The organism is Rhodococcus sp. ZPP (assembly GCF_017656075.1).
Lineage (GTDB): Bacteria > Actinomycetota > Actinomycetes > Mycobacteriales > Mycobacteriaceae > Rhodococcus_F > Rhodococcus_F oxybenzonivorans.
In genome coordinates this window covers 1,489,834-1,509,318 of the sequence record NZ_CP058638.1, presented here as the reverse complement: position 1 = coordinate 1,509,318, position 19,485 = coordinate 1,489,834, and the positions used below count along the sequence as shown (strand labels likewise).

Sequence of the window (19,485 nt, the reverse complement as noted above, 5' to 3'; positions counted from 1 at the left end):
CGATCAACTGGTGCATGATGAATCCCTCGATCGCCGAGTACACCAGCAGGGTCAGGTCTTCGTCGGCGGTGATGCCCAGGCGGGTCAGCGCCGCGACGTCGCCTCGATGTACTTGGCGTACAGGAGTTTACGTGTGGGTCGAGGCGTGGGCTTCGCCGGGACTCGAGCATCAGTTCGTGCTGGAAGACCTGGAGGTCGGGGTCCCGGGCGACGAGGTCGGTGAGGTGTTCGACGAAGTGGTCGAGGGACGAGCCGGCGGCGATGTCGGCGGACGCTTGCACTCTTGTTCAGCGCGTAACGGAGCGCGGCGTCGAGGAGGGCTTCCGTCGACCCGGCGCTGCGCAGGACGGCCTCGTCCGAGACGCCGGTCTCACGGGCGACGGCCTGCGTCGTCAGCCCGCGCAGGCCTTCGCGGGCGATCACGGAGACCGTCGCGAGAACGAGGTCGAGGGCCACCTGATCGCTGTGGGGCGTCGTCCGCCGTCGTCCGTCGGTGAGCGTCACAGTTCGACATTCCCGTGGGTCAGCAGCCATCTCATGCCGGGTTCCCGGGTGCGACTGATGCCCTTGTACTCGGCCATGTCCACCGGAAGGTCCTCGAGCACCCGGTACAGTCGTTCGCCCCATTCCGGAACCGACGCGACGTCCCGGAACGGGAGCAGATACGTTCGGATCAGAAACATGACGGCACCGGAGTGAGCGAGCCGGATGAGATGCTGCACTTCGGTTCTCAGGAACAGGCGGTCCCCGACCTCGTCGAGCGGGCCGTCGGCGAGGGTGCGCCGGTCCTTGCCCCACTCGGGATAGGTCTCGGTCGACGTGTCGAGTTTGCCGTCCACGGTCAATGTCCAGTTGGTGCGTCGGTAACTCTGGCCGGGCTCGAGCCGCATCAGAAAGTTGTGTGCGCGGGTGATGATCTTCTCGCTGTGAATACGCGGGACGGGGCCGTGGATTTCGAGGAAGCTCATGCCTACGTCGAATCCGAAGGACCAGTCCGCCGCGAACGTCACCAGACCTGCGTCACCCCACAGTTCGCCCTTACGCTGATCGAGCAGCACGACGTCCTCCTGGATCTGGCCGCAGATGTACACCAGCGGCGGCGCCGGCAACGTGTCGAGATCCCCGAACACGAAGTTGCGCTCGATCCCGAGGAGGTCGTTCTTCCAGAACCAGTTGTCGTCGTGCCGTTCGAGGGTCATGGTGTCGGGGTATTCGTCGGCGAGGGTGCGCATCAGCGTGAGCATCGCGTCCCAGGCGGCGGGGACCATGTGGGGCAGGCATTGGTGCCGCGACGGATCCTCCGCCAGGATGCGCTCGCGTTCGGCGCGTTCCCGGTGATAATGGGCGTCGATGGCGATGCGGGTGTCTCCCCAGCTCCCGGTGGCGGTGTCGGTGGGGAGTCCGGCCGGTTCGACGTTGGTGCTGTAGCGGTACTGATCGCGCGGAAAGGGGAACGGAAAGCGCGCGATGCGGTCGGCACGCGAGTCGGTGGTTGTCACAGATCCAGCTCCAATCGGTCTCCTGCGGAACGTGATACGCACGGCATCATCGATTCTCCGGCGGCCTTCTCCTCGGCGGTGAGGAACAGGTCGCGGTGCTCGATCTCGCCGCCGCGAACCGACAGCCGGCATTCGCCGCACACCCCCTGGCGGCAGAGGTTCGGAACCTTGATTCCCCGGTCCAGCAACGCCTCGAGGAGGCTGGTTCCCGAGGGCACGGGGACGATCATTCCGCTGCGCCCGAGCTTGGCGGCGAAGGGTGCCCCGTCGGCCAGCGGGCCCGCCCCGAACGCCTCCGAGTGCACGCGCCCCGGTGGCCAGCCGCAGTCGCGGGCCCACTCGGCCACCGCCGCGATCATCTGCGCGGGACCGCACGTGTAGACGTGGGTACCGAGTGGCTGGTCCGCCAGCTTCGGGACGAGGCGGTCCGCGAGTTCTCCGGGCGTGGAGACCGTGATCATCCGGTCACCGCACAGCGCCGCCAACTCGTCGGCGTGCGCTCCCGACTGGTCGCGGAAAGAGTAGATCACTTCGAACGAACGACCCCACTCGAGCGCGGCCCGGACGTGCGACAGGATCGGCGTGACGCCGATTCCACCCGCGACCAGCAGGTGGTGCCGAGCATTGAGCACGGGCGTGAACGCACTCCGCGGAAGGCTCACACGGATGCGCTGATCCGGATGGAGGTCGTGGACCCAGCGCGAACCCCCGTGGCCGTTCTCGTCGAGCCGGACCGAGATCGCGTAGTGGTCCGGCTCGATCGAGGGGCCGGTGAGCGAGTAGGAATTCTGCCGACCCTCGGCCCAGGTGACGGCGATGTGGCTGCCCGGGGTGAACGACGGCAGGGTGCGGCCCGCCGGGTCCGCGAGGACGACGTGACGGATGCCCGGACACAGCAGCCGTGCCTCGCGCACCGTCAGAGTGAGCCCTCCGGTGATGCTCTCGCCCGCAACTGTTTCGAGGGCCGTGGTCATGGCAGTTCCTCCGAGTCGGCTCGATATCCCAGGTAGGCGCTGTGGCGCCGGGAGTAGTGGTAGTAGACGGTGAGTTCGGCGGAACAACCCCCGCACGGCGTCCGGCCGCCGACGGCTACCGGCACCGAGGACGACGTGGTGTGGCAGTGCGCGCAGAACACGTCGCGCACCGAGGCGTCAGGGTGGATGATCTCGGCGATCTCGGCGGGCACCCCGCCCGCGGCGATCAGCCGAGCGCGCACTGCCCCGACCACGTGTTCGGGGCCCGCGACGACGAACCGCCACCCGATGCGCGCCTCGGTCAGCAGTTCGTCGAGCCCGCCGAACCCGGATCCGGCCCCGGCGTCGACGATCACGATGCAAGTGGGAATGGGTGTCACCCGCCCGGACAGTTCGCGAAGGACCTGCATGCTGACCGAGCGGTCCGCGACGAGTACGTAGCGGGTGACGAGAGCGCCCGCCGCGAGGTCGTCGACGGCCGAGGAGTCGGATCGCCAGCGGGGGACGCTGGTCGACCTCATCGAAACCGTCATCGCGGATCAGGGCGCGAAGGAACGGTGGCCGACGAAGTAGGCCAACGCGCGGTCGGGGGTAGTGAAGCGGATGCGCGAACCCTTGGGGAAGAAGATCGCATCCTTCGCCTTCGCCACCTCGACCTGGCCGGTGTCGAGGTTCTCGAGGGTGAACTCCCCTTCGAGGACGACCTTCATCTCGTCGTAGGCGTAGTAGTAGTCGAGCGGGGCGTCGGTGCGCCGGAGTTCGAAGTAGCCGGCCGACATCTCCGAGCCGTCCGGGTTGGCGAAGACGTCGTCGATGTATCCCTTGGTGCCCGGGTACTCCGAGACCGGCATCTGAGGCAGGTTCTCGTGGAATCCAGCGGTGACGCGGAACGGGACGGCGATGGGCTTGTCGGTCGTGGTCATGGATTCTCCCTGAAGGTGTGGTGAGTTGGGTCCGCGACCTCCTCTGCATGAAACGAGGAGTAGCAACAGGAAACCACAAGACATATTTCGCCGACGTAAATCAATCCTGCGGTGCTGAAAACATGCAGATCAAAGCAGTGGTTGTTCTTGAAAGTGCATATGAGCGCCGTGATTTGGTGATGCACCGACAACGTTGCCGTAACACGATCGACATAGTAGAACTGTTTCATAGTGAACAACAGCGATTCATGAGGTGAAACGAACCGCTACCCAAGCCGCAGCGCCCGATCATCCGGCCGAATGAAGGAAGCAACGTGACACAGACAGCAAAGTTCGTGATCGTCGGTGGGGGACTCGAGGGTCTCGCCATCGCCTGGTCGCTCGCGGACCGCGGCGAGACCGATGTGCTGGTCCTCGAGCGTGACACCCTGTGCTCGGGCATGACCGGCAAGTCCAGTGGCGTGGTCCGGTGCCACTACGGGACGCCGTCGCTGGCGGCGATGTCGTGGTACGGCGTCGACATCTTCACCAGGGCCACCGAGATCTTCGGCGACGACATGGCATTCCGCCAGTGCGGATACGTGGCCGGCGTCGGTGAGAACAACATCGACCCGCTGAAGGCGAACGTCGCGATGATGCAGGGCCTCGGTATCGACGTCGACTACATCGGCCACGACAAGATGGCCGAACTGTGGCCGGGGCTGCATCTCGACGACTTCGCCGCCTTCGCGTACGAGCCCCTCGGTGGCCGCGGTGAGGCGTACATGGCCGGCATGGCGTTCGGCGCGTCGGCCCGCAAGCTGGGCGTCACGATCCGCCAGAGCACGCCGGTGGCGTCGCTACTGCAGAACGCGGACGGCCGCGTCTACGGGGTGACGCTCGCGAACGGCGACGAAGTGCATGCGGAGCAGGTGATCCTCGCGACCGGTCCGTGGGCGCCGGAACTCGGTGCCGGTGTCGGCGTCGACATCCCGGTGAAAGCCCAACGGGCGCAGCTTGTCCTGATCGATCAGGGTGTTCCGACTCCGGAGGTGCCGGTGCTGTCGGACCTGGCCGGACTGCAATACATCTGCCGCGAGCCGAACGGCGAACTGCTGGTCGGCAACAGCGACCACGCTGCGCCCGAATACATCGACCCCGACAAGTACAGCAACCGCGCGGACGACAGCACCATCGAGAAGAACATCGGCAAGCTCGGGAACCGTCTGCCCGACATGCCCGATCCGCGGATCACCTCGAGCTACGTCGGCGCGTACGACGTCACTCCCGACTACAACCCGATCATCGGACCCGCACCGGTCGACGGACTGTTCCTGGCCACCGGGTTCTCCGGTCACGGTTTCAAGATCTCGCCGGCGGTCGGCCGCCTCGTCGCCGACATGCTCCTCGACGACGGCACGACCACCCTCCCGAACGTCGAGCCGTCCGACTTCCGCTACTCACGCTTCGAGGAGGGCGACCTCCTGTTCAGCCTGCACCCCTACGAGGGCGCCGGCGAGATGCGCTGACCCACAGACCCCCTCACCCGTAGACCACCAGTTCAGGAGCTACCCATGGCTGTCGACACTGCTGACGCGTTCACCGCGCAGAACATCGTGACAACCCCACCGCAGACCTTGTCCGAGGTGGCCCGGGCCACCGAAACCACCTTCATTCTCGCCCTGTTCGTGACGCTGTCCGGCAAGCCGTGCGCCAAACTGGTCCCGATCGAGGCCGTCGAGCAGCTTCAGGACGACGGCGTGGGCTTCGCCGGGTACGCGGCGGGGCACATGGGGCAGGAGCCCAAGGACTCCGATCTCGTTGCCGTACCGGATGTCTCGTCGTTCACGCCGATCCCGTTCGTGAAGCCCGGGCTGGCGATCGTGCACTGCGACCCGCACGTGGAGGGAAAGCCCTGGCCGTATGCGCCGCGGGTGATCCTGAAGGAGACGCTGAAGAAGGCGTCCGATCTCGGCCTGTCCGTCAACGTCGGCGCGGAGATCGAGTACTTCCTCGTCCACCGCACCGGAGACGGCGCCCTCACGACCGCGGACACGGCCGACGTCAGTCGTCAGCCGTGTTACGACGCCCGCGACGTCACCCGGATGTACGACCATCTGACCGAGGTGTCCGCGGCCATGAACACGCTCGGCTGGGGCAACTACGCCAACGACCACGAGGACGGCAACGGGCAGTTCGAGCAGAACTTCGACTACGCCGACGCCATGACCACCGCCGACCGGGTGATCACCGCAAGGTACCTGCTGTCGGTGATCGCCGAGAAGCGCGGCATGAAGGCCACATTCATGCCCAAACCCTTCTCCGACCGCACCGGCTCCGGCATGCACCTGCACCTGTCGCTGTGGAACGACGCCGGTTCGGTGTTCCCCGACGGGGACGATCCCAAGGGACTGGGACTGTCGAGGACGGCGTACGCGTTCATCGCGGGGATTCTCGAGCACGCGTGTGCGCTGCAGGGTGTGATCGCGCCGACCGTCAACTCCTACAAGCGCACCGGGGCCACCTCGACGAGCAGCGGTGCCACCTGGTCGCCTCGATACGCCACGTACGGTGGCAATGACCGGACCCACTACCTCCGGGTTCCGGACAAGAACCGGGTGGAACTGCGCGGCGGCGACGGCTCGGCCAACCCTTACCTGGCCGCGGCCACCGCCATCGCCGCCGGCCTCGACGGCATCGAACGCGATCTCGACCCCGGCACCCCCGGCTCCGGCGACAGTCCCAGCGACATGCTGCCGATGACGCTGCTGCACGCGATGGACGCCCTGGAAACGGATCCCGTCGTCACGGGCGCCCTGGACGTCGCAGGCCCCGGAGTCGCCCAATACTTCGCGACACTCAAGCGCGAGGAGTTCTTCGCCTGGCACAACACCGTCTCCCCCTGGGAACTCGACCACTACCTGACAGCGTTCTGAACGACCTCCCGAAAGGAGACATCCATGTGTGGAATCGTCGGACTTCACCTGCGTGAGCCGTCCCTCTACCCACAACTCGGCGCCCTGCTCACCGACATGCTCGGTCAGATGTGCGACCGCGGACCCGATTCCGCAGGCATGGCGATTTACGGTGACCGGACCTGGTCGCCGGTCGGTGAGTCGACGGTCTCGCTACTCGACTGCCCCGTCCCCGCAACGGAACTCGCCGCAACGCTGTCGGCGTCACTCGACACCACCGTCACCGGATTCGATCTCGACCCGACGACGATCCTGCACGGCGTCGTCGGCGCGGCGGATCTCGCGACGGCCGTGCGCAGCGTGGTGCCGTCGGCGCGGGTCATCGGCTTCGGCGACGACCTGACCGTCCTCAAGGGCGTCGGAAACCCCATCGACCTGGCGAACCGGTTCGGGCTGCCGTCGGCGAGCGGCTGGCAGGGTGTCGCGCATACCCGCATGGCCACCGAATCCGCGGTGACCGCCGAGGGGTCGCACCCGTTCTCCGTCGGCCCCGACCAGTGCCTCGTGCACAATGGCTCGTTCTCCAACCACATGAGCATCAAACATCAGCTCGAACGTGACGGCGTCGAATTCGACAGTGCCAACGACACCGAGGTCGGGGCACGGTTCGTCGCCAAGCAGCTCGCCGAGGGCGTCGACCTGGAGAAGGCGCTGCTGATGCTGAACGAGACGTTCGACGGCTTCTACACCCTGCTCGTCTCGACGGCCGACTCGTTCGCCGTGGTCCGGGACGCCATCTCCTGCAAGCCCGCCGTCATAGCCGAGACCGACCAGTGGGTCGCGATGGCCTCCGAATACCGCGCCCTGGCGAACCTGCCCGGCGTCGACAACGCCCGAATCTTCGAGCCCGAACCGGAAGAGGTGTACGTATGGCACCGGTAGCCACCACCGAAGTGACTGTCCTGAACTTCGAGACGTCGAGTACGCGTGCTGTCAACGAGCGGCTCACCTCCCCAGAAGCCCCGAAGAAGGTCACGGTCACCGGCCCGCAGGGCGCGCACGCGCTGGCCTGCGGCCTCGACTCCGACATCGACGTCACCATCGACGGGCACGTCGGCTACTACTGCGCGGGCATGAACCAGCACGCGACGGTGACCGTCACCGGCAACGCCGGAGTCGGGGTCGCGGAGAACATGATGTCGGGGACGGTGCACGTCAAGGGTGATGCGTCGCAGTCCGCGGGCGCCACTGCCCACGGCGGCCTCCTCGTGATCGACGGCAATGCCGCTGCCCGCTGCGGAATTTCGATGAAGGGCGTCGACATCGTCGTCGGCGGCAACATCGGCCACATGTCCGCGTTCATGGGTCAGGCCGGACGTCTCGTCGTGCTCGGCGACGCCGGTGAGGCCCTCGGCGACTCGCTGTACGAGGCCCGCATCTACGTGCGCGGCACCGTCGCCTCCCTCGGCGCCGACTGCATCAAGAAGGAGATGCGCGAGGAGCACCTGACGGAACTGCGGGAGCTGCTCGATCGGGCAGGTTTCGACGCGGACCCGTCGGAGTTCACCCGCTACGGCTCCGCCCGCAAGCTCTACAACTTCCACGTCGACAACGCCAGCGCCTACTAGGAGCGACGATTATGAACACCCCGAACCCGGCCCTGCGCGAATCGGCGACGTTCGACCGCGGCGTCATCTCCGAGATCCAGCGGGCCGCCGAGACCGGCATCTACGACATCCGCGGCTGGGGTGCCAAGCGCAAGCTGCCCCACTTCGACGACCTGCTGTTCCTCGGCGCCTCGATGTCGCGGTACCCGCTCGAGGGTTACCGCGAGAAGTGCGACACCGACGTCGTGCTCGGCGACCGCAACGCCAAGTTCCCGCTGCACCTCGATATCCCGATCACCATCGCCGGCATGAGCTTCGGTGCACTGTCCGGGCAGGCGAAGGAAGCGCTCGGCCGCGGCGCCAGCGAGGTCGGCACGTCCACCACCACCGGTGACGGCGGCATGACGCCCGAGGAACGGGGGCAGTCGAAGAACCTGGTCTACCAGTACCTGCCGTCCCGGTACGGAATGAACCCGGACGACCTACGCAAGGCCGACGCCATCGAGATAGTCCTCGGCCAGGGCGCCAAGCCCGGCGGCGGCGGAATGCTGCTGGGGCAGAAAATCACCGAACGTGTCGCCGGGATGCGCACCCTCCCGATGGGTGTCGATCAGCGGTCGGCGTGCAGGCACCCCGACTGGACCGGTCCCGACGACCTCGCCATCAAAATCATCGAACTACGCGAGATCACCAACTGGGAAAAGCCCATCTACATCAAGGTCGGCGCCACCCGCACCTACTACGACGTGAAACTCGCCGTGAAGGCCGGCGCCGACGTCGTAGTGGTGGACGGCATGCAGGGTGGCACCGCCGCCACCCAGGACGTGTTCATCGAACACGTCGGCATCCCCACCCTCGCCGCAATTCCGCAGGCGGTCCAGGCACTGCAGGAACTGGGGGTGCACCGGAGCGTTCAGCTCATTGTGTCGGGCGGAATTCGCAGCGGCGCGGACGTCGCGAAGGCCATGGCGCTCGGGGCGGACGCTGTCGCGATCGGCACCGCTGCTTTGATCGCGCTGGGCGACAACAGCCCCCGCTACGCGAAGCAGTACGAGGAACTCGGCTCCGCGGCCGGGTTCTACGACGACTTCCAGGCCGGCAAAGACCCCGCCGGCATCACCACCCAGGACCCGGAACTGTCGAAGAACCTCGACCCCGTCGAGGGCGGACGGCGGCTCGCGAACTACCTGAGGGTGCTCACCATGGAGGCGCAGACCCTCGCCCGCGCCTGCGGCAAATCCCACCTGCGCAACCTCGAACCCGAGGACCTCGTCGCCCTCACCGTCGAGGCATCGGCGATGGCCCGCGTCCCCCTCGCCGGCACCACCTGGATCCCCGGCGCCCTGTAGGCGGCTCCGCCGCCCGTGAGCGGTTAAGGAGTCCAGGGACTCCTTAACCGCTCACGGGCGCGAAGCGCCTGCCGGCTTGAAACTATGAGTAGAGGACCGAGAACATGACTTCCTTCGATTCGCTCTGGGCGAGCATCCTTGATGTGGGACAGCACAAGTCGACCAGGGGATACCGAAGATTCGCGTGGAACGACGCCGACCTGACGCTGCGCGAATGGTTCTCGGGCTGCGCGCAGGCTCGTGGCATGAGCGTCGAGGAAGACCGCAACGGCAACCTGTGGGCCTGGTGGATGCCGAAGGGGTGGGAAGGAGACCCCCGCGATGCGTTCGTCACCGGATCGCACCTCGATTCGGTACCCGACGGCGGCGCCTACGACGGACCCCTCGGCGTGGTGTCCGCGTTCGCTGCCGTCGACATCGTCCGCGACCGCGGCATCGAACCGACCCGTCCCATCGCGGTCACTGCCTTCTCCGACGAAGAGGGCGCCCGCTTCGGCGTCGCCTGTGTCGGCTCGCAATTGTCCACCGGCGCACTGGCACCCGAACGTGCCCTGGCACTACGCGCCAACGACGGCATCAGCCTCGGTGAAGTCTTGGTCGGCGTCGGCCGCGACCCTCACCATCTCGGCGAGGACCCCGACCTCGTCGACCGCGTCGGCGTGTACGTCGAGTTGCACGTCGAGCAGGGACGCGCCCTCGACCTGATCGACAGCCCCATCGCCGTGGCCTCGTCGATCTGGCCGCACGGCCGGTGGCAGTTCGTCTTCACGGGGGAGGCCAACCACGCCGGCGCCACCCGCCTCGTCGACCGCCGCGACCCGATGCTCGCGTTCGCCTCTTCCGTCCACACCGCCCGCACTGCCGCGACTCTGCACGAGGCGGTCGCGACCTTCGGTAAGGTGCAAGTACTTCCCAACGGTGCCAACGCCATTCCGTCGGAGGTGCGGGCGTGGCTCGACGCACGGGCCGCCGACGAGGAAACATTGACCAAGCTGGTCCAGCAAATCACCGCGGAGGCACGGGCATACACGGCCGCCGACGGTATCGGTCTCGACGTCGACGCCGAATCGGTCACGCCGATCGTCGAGTTCCCGCACTCGACGCGGGAACGACTGCGCCACTCACTCGTGCACCTCGGTGACGTGCCCGTTCTGCCGACGGCGGCCGGGCACGACGCCGGAATCCTGTCCGCGAAGGTGCCCACGGCGATGATGTTCGTCCGCAACCCTACCGGCGTGTCCCACTCGCCCGCCGAGTTCGCCGAACCCGACGACTGCAACCGCGGCGCCGAAGCCCTGGCGGACGTGATGGCGGACTGGGTCAGCGAGCAGCAGTAGGCATATCAGCGGCAACGCCGATCCCTTCAGTGCTTCGGCGACCGCGGTGACGGTGGTTGTCGTGGTTTCTACCGCGCTATCGTGAAGTCCCTCGTCCGGGAAAGTTGGTCCGGTCAACCGCATCCACCGACGGCTGCCCGCCTCGGTTCGCGTTCGCCGACGGTTCTGTGCTGCGCTCGGATACCTCTGTGCCGATAACCTGCGGCACTACTTCTCGCTGTGGTGGGTGTCATTCCATGCGCGGAGGAGGTCGTTGCAGAGGGTGGTCTTGAGGTTGCGCAGGTGGCCCAGGTCTGATGGTCGCGGGGTCATCGCGGCTTGGAGGAGATGGAGGAACCTGTTGCGTTGTACGCCGAATCTGATGAACAGGTCCTCGGCGTCGGCGCCGCCGTAGGGGGCCCATTCGATGGCGAAGGCAACGAGCGCACGGTCCGGGGGACTGATGGAGTGCACGCGGGTGAGGAGATCGCAGGCGTGCAGGGATTGTCGTAGCCAGTCGAGCTCAGGCGAGCCGGTGGGAACGCCGGTGCGGGCGGCGCGTCGTCGCCGGGCCGAGCGGTTACCGGTTGGGCTGCGCTCGGGGCGAGCCCGACAGGCGGCGCCGGTGTCTGCAGCGGACAGGTTGAGCGTTGCCGGTGATGTCCTCGGCGATGGGGCGGGATTTTCAAGCATGGGTGCCTCGAGCGTGTGAAGAATTGATCGGGTCTTTCTATAGTTCTTCATTACCCATCGATTCGGACCGGCCGTTCGGCGGGGTGAGGTGCCTGTCCAGGTGCCCGCGCGGAGCTCGGCGTGGGATTGGCCGGCTCGGTAGGTGCGCGGCAGGCCTGGCGGTGGCGCTGATTGCGTGTTCGTTTTTTTCGTTTTATGGTGGGCTATGGCCGCTCTGATGAACCGCACGGTGTTGCCGCCACCCACCGACGATCGGGATGGTCTCGCCGCGCTGAAGGATGTTCTCGCTGGTTCTGAGGAGGTATCGATCTCGACTCCGGAAGGGTCGGTACCCCTGCCGGACAGTGTCCGAGGGTTACTCGTCGACGCGGTCACTGCGTTGGATCGGGGGCAGGCGGTGACGGTAGAGCCGCATCGCACGATGCTGACGACGCAGGAGGCCGCGGAGCTGTTGGGCGTCACCCGGCCGACGTTGGTGCGGTTGTTGGAGGCGGGGAAGATCCCGTACACCTCACCTGGTCGGCATCGGCGGGTGGAGTTGGCGGACGTGCTGGAGTTCCAGCAGGGTGAACGGGCGCGGCGTGGCCAGGTACTCGAGGAGATGGCCCGCGAAGAAACCGCGGATTCCGGCGATGCCGCTGACGGCTTCATCTCGACCCGCTGATCCGAGATGGCTGCCTTCCGGGTGGTTCTCGACGCGTGCGTCATGCTTCCCCAGACGCTGAATGATCTGCTGCTCACCCTTGCCGATGCCGAGTTGTTCCGGCCTGTCTGGACGCCGGATCTACTGGACGAGGTCGAACGGAATCTGTCTGTCGAGCGGTTCGGGAGTTCACCCGAACAGGCGGCGCGGCGAGTGCAGCAGATGCGCAGGGCGTTCTCCTTCGCGGAGGAGGAATCACGCGGATATCGGGAGCTGATTCCCGCGATGGCCAACGAGCCGAAGGACCGGCACGTTCTGGCTGCGGCGGTACGATCCGGCGCCGCATTGATCGTGACCGCCAACGTAAAAGACTTCCCGTGTGCGGTGCTCGACCCGTTCGACGTCGAGGTCGTCCACCCCGACGAATTCCTGTGCGATCAACTCGAACTGGACCCGGAAGCGGTGTTCGAGTGCATACACGTGCTGGTCGCGCGCAACACGCTCCCGCCGCGCACGGTGGGGGAGTTGCTCGAGTTACTCGCCCGGCTGACCCCGCGGTTCGTCGACGCAGTCCGGGCACTGCTTGCCGCCCCGGACGACGCCTCCGGCGCCGGTGCGGAAGCGGTGGCGTCGTCCCTTCCGGAGCTGACCGACGAGCAGATCGACTCCCTGCCGCCCGAGGTGCGGCAGACGTACCGGCAGCTTCGTGCGATGGATCCGGTCGAGCGGGTACGGTTCCTCGGGCATGCCGAGCTGGTGAGTGCGGCGTGGGCGTTTTTGACGCCGGTGTGCGTGGACGGGGATTTGCTGTCGGTGTGGCCGAACGTGGATCCCGATTTCCGGGTGGTACTGGCCCGGAACTGGGTGCAGGACAATCGTCGCGATATCGATGCGGACGGTTGGGATGGTGAGGCGGTTGCGGCAGCCCTCGCCGAACCGGAGCCGGATCATCCGTTGTGGGTACATTTCGAGCGCGTACACGTGCGGTCGTTCCGGGCGATGCTGCCGGATCCGGCGACATGGGGAATCGCTACCGGCACACGGCTGGTCGCCCCGGGAGTCGAAGTGCTCTATGTGTACGACACCTCGACACTGGCGGGCGGCGTGTGGCAGCCATACGACCCCCGCTATGTGTGCCCGGTCCTCATGCATCTCGTCGGCGGGCGATGGCTGGTGCGAAACCTGGGGTCTGAGGAGGACCCGGTCTCCTGGGGTTGAGTCGACGGTCTCTCCGGCGAATACCCGCACGGGGAGAAAGTCCGGTTCGGCGCGCACCCGGCCACCGATCACGGTTCGAAGATCCGCACCCACGCCGGAGCGGTGTTCTTCTAGGCACACGACGAACCTGCCCGCGCTGCGAAGTCCGTGGTGCAGATCGTGTCGGTCGCGGTGAACTGGGTGCTGGGTGTGTCATGAGAACGCCGGAGCATCACAGTTGCCGCAATCGGGCGCCGATCGGGACGATAAGCACTCGGCGCGAGCGCTCTGCGGAAATCAACAACGGGACTTAAGGCCCTAGCCACAAGATATTTCGTCGTGCTTACGATTTCGAGTGTGACACTCAGCTCCCTGTCTTTGGCCCTTCTGCGTGTGAACTATCGACTGGCGCGGCTTCCGCTGCAATTGGTCGAAGACGTGGCGGTAGCTCGGCTCGACGAACAGGCGCCGATACGGCTTGCGTACGAGCAGATCCTGATCGAGTGTGACCGTGCTGCGGCGTACTTGCTCAGCGATCGGACAGCGGCCAGGCGGGCGACCGAACTGACGCGGCGGACCGCGTCGGTGCGCCTGTTGATTGCCCGTGAACATCACCGCGTTCAACACCGTGGTGTGGTGTTGCTCGATGAGCAGCGCGAGCGGTTTCATCAACGTCGTCAGCAGGGCGTGGGTTCGTTGACATGACGTGTGTCGTTTTGCCGTTACGGTGGTCGGCACACTCGACCGGGTGAGCCGACGGGCCCAGGTGGGGCGTAGGGGTTGGCGCGCATCATCAGGGCGCGCCTGCCGCGCTGACCTCCCACGTTTCGTCCGGTGCTAGGCGCATCGCATTCGACTTCGGAACGGGCGGGTCCTGGTGCCCAGCATTCTCAGCGAATGCTTGCGGGAACCGCATAGCGCCGCGGGCCGCTGTGAACTCAGCTGGCCGGGACTGGCGGCGGGAGCGGCGCCGGAGAAGGCTCCTGTGGCGGGAGCGGCGCCGGAGAAGGCTCCTGCGGCGGGAGCGGCGCCGGAGAAGGCTCCTGCGGCGGGAGGGGCGCCGGAGAAGGCTCCTGCGGCGGGAGGGGCGCCGGAGAAGGCTCCTGCGGCGGGAGGGGCGCCGGCGAAGGCTCCTGCGGCGGGGGCTGGGTGTGTGGTTGGGTCGTCGGGTTCTCCGACGGTGGGGGTGGTTGCGTCGTCGGGTCGTCCGGCGGCACAGGCGCGGGCAGCTGCGGAGGCGGGACCATCGTGATGGTGGGTTCAGGGCTGGGGGACTGCCATGTCTCGGGTGGAAGCGTGTGCGTCGTGGTGGGGAGCGGCGGCGCTGACGTGGGTGGTGGTCCGGGAAGCTGCAGATCTGGGGGTTGCTCGACTCCGGGCGCCGTCGTGGAACCCGGTGCTTCCAGCACGGTAGCCGGGAGTTCGGTGGTCGTCGTCGGCGCTTCGGTGGTGGCGGTACCGGCCGTTGTAGTCGTCGTCGGCGAGGTGGTGGGGGCGATCTTCTCGAGTTCTTCGGCCAGCTTCGCCCGCCATGCGTCGAGTTCGTTGCGCGTGTCGGCGTCGCGGACCCCGCCGGCACGGTCGGCGGCGCCCTCGAGCAGGTTCTTCGCCGCCTCCGCGTCGCCCGCGGCGATCAGCCGCTCGGCTTCCTGCAGCTGGGAGGTGGTGTCGATCTGCGCGACGGTCGAATCGGCCTGCTGGCTGAACACCACCGATTTGACGCTCCAGAGTGGATCGCCGGGTGCGGCGTTGTACGAGAAGATGGTGACGCCACCTATGACGATCGCGATCGCGGCGGCAGCGCCGGCGATGGGTCGCAACAGGCGGAGCGTGCCGCGGGCGGCGCTGCGCGCGGAACGGGAGTCGGAGGCGTCAATCGCCGCGATCACGTCGTCGAGCAGCGGACCGGTTGGCATCGGCGTCGCGACGATGTCGGCGCGCCAGTTGGTCAGCAGAAGCGCGAGTTGGTCCTGTTCCGGCGAGTCCGATGCGACGGGATCGCCACCGGCGATGGCGTTGATCAGCGCGTCGTCGCGGCGTACTGCCGCGACGTCCACCGGGGCGTCGTCGTCGGGGAGATCGGCATCGGGATTGCCGTTGCGGGTGATGCCCTTAGCCACATCTCTCACCTACCCTCGTCACCTGCGATGGCTCGGTGTTGAGCCATGCCGCCAGCTTCCGTGGTACTCCCCACGGCCGGGTCCTGGCTGACTTACCGACCACGAGGCGAAGGATCACGATCTCCCGGTTCCATTCCGGCAGCGTGCTGAGCAGTTCATTCACCTGCCTGCTCACCTTTCGGCTCCAGCGCCCGCGGTTGACTGCGTCATCTGTTATTTCGGTAACGGGCTCCGACTTGTTACCGCATGTCAGCGAAGAACAACCAAGCGGAGCGCTCACGTCGGTCGTGGTTTCCGGTGTGGGTGCACACGCAGCTTGTTGCCGCACGCGCACACCCGTCCTGCTCGGGCCGACCCCGGCGCACTCGGGCGGTCCTGAGGCCCTGGGCCGGGGTCGACGTTTGTGCAAGGGCATCGTCTGCGGGGCGAACGATCCTGCTAGTGGGATTATCCCCCCGGCAGCCGGTACTTGGCGAGGCCCGCGGTTGCCGCAGGTATGCGATTCCGCGAGCGGGGTCGCGTCGTCCAGCGTGGACAGTTCGTCGGCTGTGGCGGCGGACCCTGCGCCGCCGGTGGTGGCGGTGACGCCTCGGCAGCGATGGGGCAGCCCGGTGTGGTGACCTTCGGGGCGCAGCAGTCGGGCGCGATTGTCAGGCCCGACCGTCTCGACGTGGTGGTGCATTGGCGAAACCTGCCGACCGGTGTACCGGTACCGCCATGCTCAGAGGCGTGACCCCCACGGATCTCAGCCGGCTCACAACTGCGGAGGCTTGGTGCCGACGCCCCAGTGGCGGTGGAGGACGTCACCGGCAGCGGGGTGGTCGCCGCATCTGTGGATGTGTCCGCCCGATCGCGATCAGTTCCAATTAGCAATCACCACAAGATTCGGGACTGTCGCGGTGTCTTAGGTAAGCCGGCCGATGCTGGCGGACTTGTTCTTTCGGGATTTCGTTCGGGGTGTGCGTCGGTTCGAACCGATTCACGACCATCCGCCGAGGAGAGGTGGGGTGGACCTATGGTGGATGTCCACAGCGAGGGGCCGCCGGGACACCGCGGAAGTTGGTCGCGGTCATTCGCGCTTTCTCAGCCTTGAGGTGTGCCGTTTCGCCACGTCGAGGTCTGCGTCAGCAGTTCCGAGGGTGTCCTGGGCTGCGCGGAGGGCATCGACGGCGCTCTCCAACACCTCCGGCGCCGTGGCCGGGGCGCCGAGGTCGTCCACCGCGAGCGCGGTCGCATCGAGGTCTGCGTAGGTGCGCTCGAGGTCGAGGAGGGTTCGGCGTAGGCCGTGTAGCGCATCCCGCACTGCGGTGACCTGCTCGTCAAGGTCAGCGGGCGTGCTCATTCGATCACGTCCCCGAGCATCGCGGCGGCGTTGTCGAGGTGGCGCTGCACGTCTGCCAGGGTGCCCAACTGCTTGCACACGCCGGCTGTCTGCTGGCCAAGGTCGGTCATGCGATTGCTTCGTCTGTTGTGCATGACTACAGCATGTCGTGCCGGACGGTCCGCCCGATAGCACTTGGCGCGGAACGCGCGTCTGATGTGCCGCTCGGCGGGCAGGAGCTGGCTTCGGCACCCCAAGAGGGGCGGCACTGCGCGAGCCCCGCTACTAGCCGGACCGGTAGACGTTCATGCGCATCTCTGGGTCGGCATCATTGGGGTGCCACGGTCGCACGGAATGCCGAGGAAATCCACCTCGGAGGCGAGATGCCGCGGGCGTCGTGTCTCGCAAGCGACGCCATCGAGGTCGAGGTCGAGGCTGTAGCCCGCGGAAAGCTGCGTACAGCGGTGCTGCGCCCGCTGCCTACGCTGCGGCGCAGTCGGGAAAGGCCTCCACACTCGGTGGCGCAGCACTGCCGGCCGTCGCGATGTTTTTCGGTGTACCAGGTGAGCCGTGCCTACAGACGTCGACGATTACGCCGCCGAAGCGGGCAGTGGTGCCGGCCACGACCAGGCCCGGTGCGCCGGTGGGCCGTGCCGGCCGATGACACGTCTGGTCTTCGCCGACGATGTTTTCATCGGATCGACCTCGGGTCGGGTCTGTTCTAGTAGTGGTGGCGGGCTTGCTGGATGACGACTGTGTCGTCGACGATCACGTACACCAACCGGTGTTCCTGGGTGATGCGCCGGGACCAGACGTTGTCGTCGATGTGGCGGAGGCGTTCGGGCTTCCCGATGCCTTCGTAGGGTGACCGCTTGATGTCTTTGATCAGGTCGTTGATCTTCTTCAGAATTTTGCGGTCGGTGATCGACCAGTGGGTGTAGTCCTCCCACCCGTCGTCGGTGGAGGCGGTGTTCACTCGATCAGTTCCCTTTCGGTGTATTCACCGCGCCGGGTTGCCTCCAGACTGCGAAACAGGCGGCGAGCGTTCGCCGGGCTGGACAGCAGGTAGGCCGTTTCCATGATGGAGTCGTAGTCGTCCTTCGAGAGAAGAACAGCGTTCCCGTTCTTGGAGACTATTTCCACGGTTGTGTGGTCCTTGTTCACTTGGCTGACCAAGCCGAACAGGTTCTTCCTGGCCTCGGTGGCTGTTATTGCAGTCATATCCGACCCCTCTCAGAGACCTTCCGTAGTGGTGTGCGTGTCGGGCCGGGACTTCCCCGCCACCGGCCGATCACACGCCCAAACCAGACCATAGCGGTACGCAATATGGTACCGGTGTGGCACCGGACGTTGTCTCGGAGCGACGGGGTGGCGGTGTCGATGTTTCGGTGTGGCGCGTGGTTTCCGGAACCACCCATCGCTTCTACATTCAATCTTGCTGCCGAATTCGGTCACCGTACGCACCTCACCCCACCGGTGCGTGTCTTCGACAGGCTTCGTATGGTCTTCGGGTGGTGCACTGAGGGGTGGGTGTCCTGGCCCGTCAGGCGCATTCGTGGCCCGACTGGGACGTAGAAACGACCCTCTAGGCGTCACCGGGGGTCAAGCGGGACGAGGCGACGAAGTTCGTCGACGCGGTGAGCTCGCCGAGTTCACCGCTGAGAAGTATCACGCAGGTCACTCGACACCCGTTTCGAGAGGCGCGCTACTTTGATGTCCTACTACCTCCCCGGACCGGGAGCAAACGGAAGGGCATCTGATGAATTCTCCTGAACCGATCGTGGTAATCGACGGCGCGCGGACGCCGGTCGGCAGCTTCGGTGGCACGCTCGCCGGCGTGCCCGCGCACGAGCTGGGTGCGACCGCGGCGCGGGCAGCGCTGGGCCGGGCCGGAGTCGCCGGTGACGACATCGACGAGGTGGTCATGGGCTGCATCGGTCAGGTGGGCCCGGACGCCTACAACGCCCGCCGGGTCGCCCTCGCAGCAGGCCTACCCGAGAGCACCCCCGCCTACACGGTCAACCGCCTCTGCGGCAGCGGCCTCCAAGCGGTGTGGTCGGCGGCGCAACAGATGCGCTGGGGTGGGGTGAACTTCGCCCTCGCCGGAGGCGACGAGAGCATGTCCCGGATGCCGTTCTACGACTTCGGCGCCCGGTCGGGGTACAAGCTCGGTGACCGTTCGCTCGTCGACGGCACAGTCGCGATCCTCACCGACCCGTTCGGTGGTGTCCACATGGGCCGCACCGCCGAGGCCGTCGCCCGCAAGTACGACGTGAGCCGGCAGCAGCAGGACGAGTTCGCTGTCGAGAGCCAGCGCCGCGCCGCCACCGACGCCGCGAAGGCCGCATTCGCCGAGGAGATCACCCCGGTCGCGATCAGCGGGCGCCGTCCGACCACCGTCGAGGTCGACGAGCACCCCAAACCCGGCACCACCCTCGAAACCCTCGCGAAGCTGCGTCCGGCGTTCGAGGAGGGCGGCTCGGTGACCGCCGGCAACGCGTCCGGTATCAACGACGGAGCCGCGGCCCTGGTGCTGGCCACCCAGTCCGCCGCCCGCGAGAAGGGCCTGACCGGGCTCGTCACGCTCGAGGCCGTCGCGACCGCGGCGATGGACCCGGGTCTGATGGGGTACGCCCCCGTTCTGGCGCTGGCGAAGCTGTTCGAGCAGACCGGCACCACCCCGGGCGATATCGACGTGATCGAGCTGAACGAGGCGTTCGCCTCGCAGGCGGTCGCGGTGATCCGGGACGCCAAGCTCGACCCGGAAAAGACCAACCCGTACGGCGGGGCCATCGCGCTCGGGCATCCGGTCGGCGCCACCGGCGCGATCCTGAGTCTGCGGGTCGCCAAGGACCTGGTCCGCCGTGACCTCGAACTGGGCATCGTCACCATGTGCATCGGCGGGGGGCAGGCCCTCGCCGCGCTGTTCCGTCGAGTCTGAGGCGTACG

The 19,485-nt window shown here is 66.8% G+C and carries 20 protein-coding genes and 1 pseudogene; 10 read left to right on the top strand and 11 right to left on the bottom strand.

Annotated elements, in window-relative coordinates:
- Positions 1-84 precede the first annotated feature (84 nt).
- From HYG77_RS07095 to HYG77_RS07075, 5 genes are read right to left on the bottom strand one after another with little or no spacing between them, the layout of a single operon-like run.
- Positions 85-504, bottom strand: a complete 420-nt coding sequence (locus tag HYG77_RS07095) for a TetR family transcriptional regulator (RefSeq protein WP_244373518.1) — start codon at positions 502-504, stop codon at positions 85-87.
- Entirely contained in the window at positions 501-1,499 is a 999-nt protein-coding gene (locus HYG77_RS07090) for a DUF3445 domain-containing protein (RefSeq protein ID WP_208962272.1), read from the bottom strand. The genes HYG77_RS07095 and HYG77_RS07090 overlap by 4 nt, the downstream gene beginning before the upstream one ends.
- Positions 1,496-2,473 carry a PDR/VanB family oxidoreductase gene (locus HYG77_RS07085; RefSeq protein WP_208962271.1) on the bottom strand — a complete coding sequence of 326 codons (978 nt, stop codon included), beginning with the start codon at positions 2,471-2,473 and terminating at the stop codon, positions 1,496-1,498. Before HYG77_RS07085 ends, HYG77_RS07090 begins: the two co-directional genes overlap by 4 nt.
- Positions 2,470-2,994: a dimethylamine monooxygenase subunit DmmA family protein gene (locus HYG77_RS07080; protein WP_244373516.1), complete on the bottom strand. Its 525-nt coding sequence runs from the start codon at positions 2,992-2,994 to the stop codon at positions 2,470-2,472. Before HYG77_RS07080 ends, HYG77_RS07085 begins: the two co-directional genes overlap by 4 nt.
- An 18-nt stretch (positions 2,995-3,012) precedes the next feature.
- Entirely contained in the window at positions 3,013-3,396 is a 384-nt protein-coding gene (locus HYG77_RS07075) for an ethanolamine utilization protein (protein WP_208962269.1), read from the bottom strand.
- Between the two features lie 314 nt (positions 3,397-3,710).
- Here HYG77_RS07075 and HYG77_RS07070 point away from each other — a divergent pair, with 314 nt between their 5' ends.
- The 6 genes from HYG77_RS07070 (at position 3,711) to HYG77_RS07045 (ending at position 10,583) form a co-directional block, all read left to right on the top strand.
- Entirely contained in the window at positions 3,711-4,904 is a 1,194-nt protein-coding gene (locus tag HYG77_RS07070) for an FAD-dependent oxidoreductase (protein WP_208962268.1), read from the top strand.
- 45 nt (positions 4,905-4,949) lie between these two features.
- Complete coding sequence (gene glnT / locus HYG77_RS07065) at positions 4,950-6,311, top strand: type III glutamate--ammonia ligase (protein WP_208962267.1); 1,362 nt, start codon at positions 4,950-4,952, stop codon at positions 6,309-6,311.
- 24 nt (positions 6,312-6,335) lie between these two features.
- Positions 6,336-7,232 (top strand): glutamine amidotransferase family protein, encoded by an 897-nt coding sequence (locus tag HYG77_RS07060; RefSeq protein ID WP_208962266.1) that lies wholly within the window; start codon positions 6,336-6,338, stop codon positions 7,230-7,232.
- Positions 7,220-7,918 carry a protein glxC gene (locus tag HYG77_RS07055; protein ID WP_208962265.1) on the top strand — a complete coding sequence of 233 codons (699 nt, stop codon included), beginning with the start codon at positions 7,220-7,222 and terminating at the stop codon, positions 7,916-7,918. Before HYG77_RS07060 ends, HYG77_RS07055 begins: the two co-directional genes overlap by 13 nt.
- 11 nt (positions 7,919-7,929) lie before the next feature.
- Entirely contained in the window at positions 7,930-9,246 is a 1,317-nt protein-coding gene (locus tag HYG77_RS07050; RefSeq protein ID WP_208962264.1) for an FMN-binding glutamate synthase family protein, read from the top strand.
- Positions 9,247-9,350: 104 nt separating this feature from the next.
- Entirely contained in the window at positions 9,351-10,583 is a 1,233-nt protein-coding gene (locus HYG77_RS07045) for an allantoate amidohydrolase (protein WP_208962263.1), read from the top strand.
- A gap of 207 nt (positions 10,584-10,790) precedes the next feature.
- On the opposite strand, the gene HYG77_RS07040 is transcribed toward HYG77_RS07045, so the two are convergent.
- Complete coding sequence (locus HYG77_RS07040; protein WP_208962262.1) at positions 10,791-11,255, bottom strand: hypothetical protein; 465 nt, start codon at positions 11,253-11,255, stop codon at positions 10,791-10,793.
- A 205-nt stretch (positions 11,256-11,460) separates the two neighbouring features.
- Here HYG77_RS07040 and HYG77_RS07035 point away from each other — a divergent pair, with 205 nt between their 5' ends.
- The 3 genes from HYG77_RS07035 to HYG77_RS07025 all read left to right on the top strand — a co-directional run bounded on the left by HYG77_RS07035 (position 11,461) and on the right by HYG77_RS07025 (position 13,800).
- Complete coding sequence (locus HYG77_RS07035; protein WP_208962261.1) at positions 11,461-11,919, top strand: helix-turn-helix domain-containing protein; 459 nt, start codon at positions 11,461-11,463, stop codon at positions 11,917-11,919.
- 6 nt (positions 11,920-11,925) lie between these two features.
- The gene (locus HYG77_RS07030) at positions 11,926-13,116 is read left to right on the top strand and encodes a PIN domain-containing protein (RefSeq protein ID WP_208962260.1); all 1,191 of its coding nucleotides are present in this window, start codon (positions 11,926-11,928) and stop codon (positions 13,114-13,116) included.
- 336 nt (positions 13,117-13,452) lie between these two features.
- On the top strand, positions 13,453-13,800 hold the full coding sequence (locus tag HYG77_RS07025; protein WP_109328183.1) for a hypothetical protein: 348 nt from the start codon (positions 13,453-13,455) through the stop codon (positions 13,798-13,800).
- A 233-nt stretch (positions 13,801-14,033) separates the two neighbouring features.
- Here HYG77_RS07025 and HYG77_RS07020 read toward each other — a convergent pair whose 3' ends face one another.
- The 5 genes and pseudogenes from HYG77_RS07020 to HYG77_RS07005 form a co-directional block, all read right to left on the bottom strand.
- Entirely contained in the window at positions 14,034-15,224 is a 1,191-nt protein-coding gene (locus HYG77_RS07020) for an anti-sigma-D factor RsdA (RefSeq protein ID WP_208962259.1), read from the bottom strand.
- Positions 15,208-15,393, bottom strand: a pseudogene (locus HYG77_RS39470) (RNA polymerase subunit sigma); the annotation flags it as partial. The pseudogene HYG77_RS39470 and the gene HYG77_RS07020, both read right to left, overlap by 17 nt.
- A gap of 891 nt (positions 15,394-16,284) precedes the next feature.
- Positions 16,285-16,557 (bottom strand): hypothetical protein, encoded by a 273-nt coding sequence (locus HYG77_RS07015; protein WP_208962258.1) that lies wholly within the window; start codon positions 16,555-16,557, stop codon positions 16,285-16,287.
- 700 nt (positions 16,558-17,257) lie between these two features.
- The gene (locus HYG77_RS07010) at positions 17,258-17,512 is read right to left on the bottom strand and encodes a Txe/YoeB family addiction module toxin (RefSeq protein WP_109328189.1); all 255 of its coding nucleotides are present in this window, start codon (positions 17,510-17,512) and stop codon (positions 17,258-17,260) included.
- Entirely contained in the window at positions 17,509-17,757 is a 249-nt protein-coding gene (locus tag HYG77_RS07005) for a type II toxin-antitoxin system prevent-host-death family antitoxin (RefSeq protein ID WP_208962257.1), read from the bottom strand. Before HYG77_RS07005 ends, HYG77_RS07010 begins: the two co-directional genes overlap by 4 nt.
- Before the next feature lie 538 nt (positions 17,758-18,295).
- Between HYG77_RS07005 and HYG77_RS07000 the strand changes: the two genes are divergently transcribed.
- Positions 18,296-19,477 (top strand): thiolase family protein, encoded by a 1,182-nt coding sequence (locus HYG77_RS07000; protein ID WP_208962256.1) that lies wholly within the window; start codon positions 18,296-18,298, stop codon positions 19,475-19,477.
- Positions 19,478-19,485: the final 8 nt, after the last annotated feature.

Bases quoted from the DNA above. Each gene is read 5' to 3' on its own strand.
- HYG77_RS07085 (WP_208962271.1), bottom strand. From the start codon at position 2,473: ATGACCACGGCCCTCGAAACAGTTGCGGGCGAGAGCATCACCGGAGGG.
- HYG77_RS07080 (WP_244373516.1), bottom strand. From the start codon at position 2,994: ATGAGGTCGACCAGCGTCCCCCGCTGGCGATCCGACTCCTCGGCCGTC.
- HYG77_RS07075 (WP_208962269.1), bottom strand. From the start codon at position 3,396: ATGACCACGACCGACAAGCCCATCGCCGTCCCGTTCCGCGTCACCGCT.
- glnT (WP_208962267.1), top strand. From the start codon at position 4,950: ATGGCTGTCGACACTGCTGACGCGTTCACCGCGCAGAACATCGTGACA.
- HYG77_RS07060 (WP_208962266.1), top strand. From the start codon at position 6,336: ATGTGTGGAATCGTCGGACTTCACCTGCGTGAGCCGTCCCTCTACCCA.
- HYG77_RS07055 (WP_208962265.1), top strand. From the start codon at position 7,220: ATGGCACCGGTAGCCACCACCGAAGTGACTGTCCTGAACTTCGAGACG.
- HYG77_RS07050 (WP_208962264.1), top strand. From the start codon at position 7,930: ATGAACACCCCGAACCCGGCCCTGCGCGAATCGGCGACGTTCGACCGC.
- HYG77_RS07045 (WP_208962263.1), top strand. From the start codon at position 9,351: ATGACTTCCTTCGATTCGCTCTGGGCGAGCATCCTTGATGTGGGACAG.
- HYG77_RS07040 (WP_208962262.1), bottom strand. From the start codon at position 11,255: ATGCTTGAAAATCCCGCCCCATCGCCGAGGACATCACCGGCAACGCTC.
- HYG77_RS07035 (WP_208962261.1), top strand. From the start codon at position 11,461: ATGGCCGCTCTGATGAACCGCACGGTGTTGCCGCCACCCACCGACGAT.
- HYG77_RS07030 (WP_208962260.1), top strand. From the start codon at position 11,926: ATGGCTGCCTTCCGGGTGGTTCTCGACGCGTGCGTCATGCTTCCCCAG.
- HYG77_RS07015 (WP_208962258.1), bottom strand. From the start codon at position 16,557: ATGAGCACGCCCGCTGACCTTGACGAGCAGGTCACCGCAGTGCGGGAT.
- HYG77_RS07005 (WP_208962257.1), bottom strand. From the start codon at position 17,757: ATGACTGCAATAACAGCCACCGAGGCCAGGAAGAACCTGTTCGGCTTG.
- HYG77_RS07000 (WP_208962256.1), top strand. From the start codon at position 18,296: ATGAATTCTCCTGAACCGATCGTGGTAATCGACGGCGCGCGGACGCCG.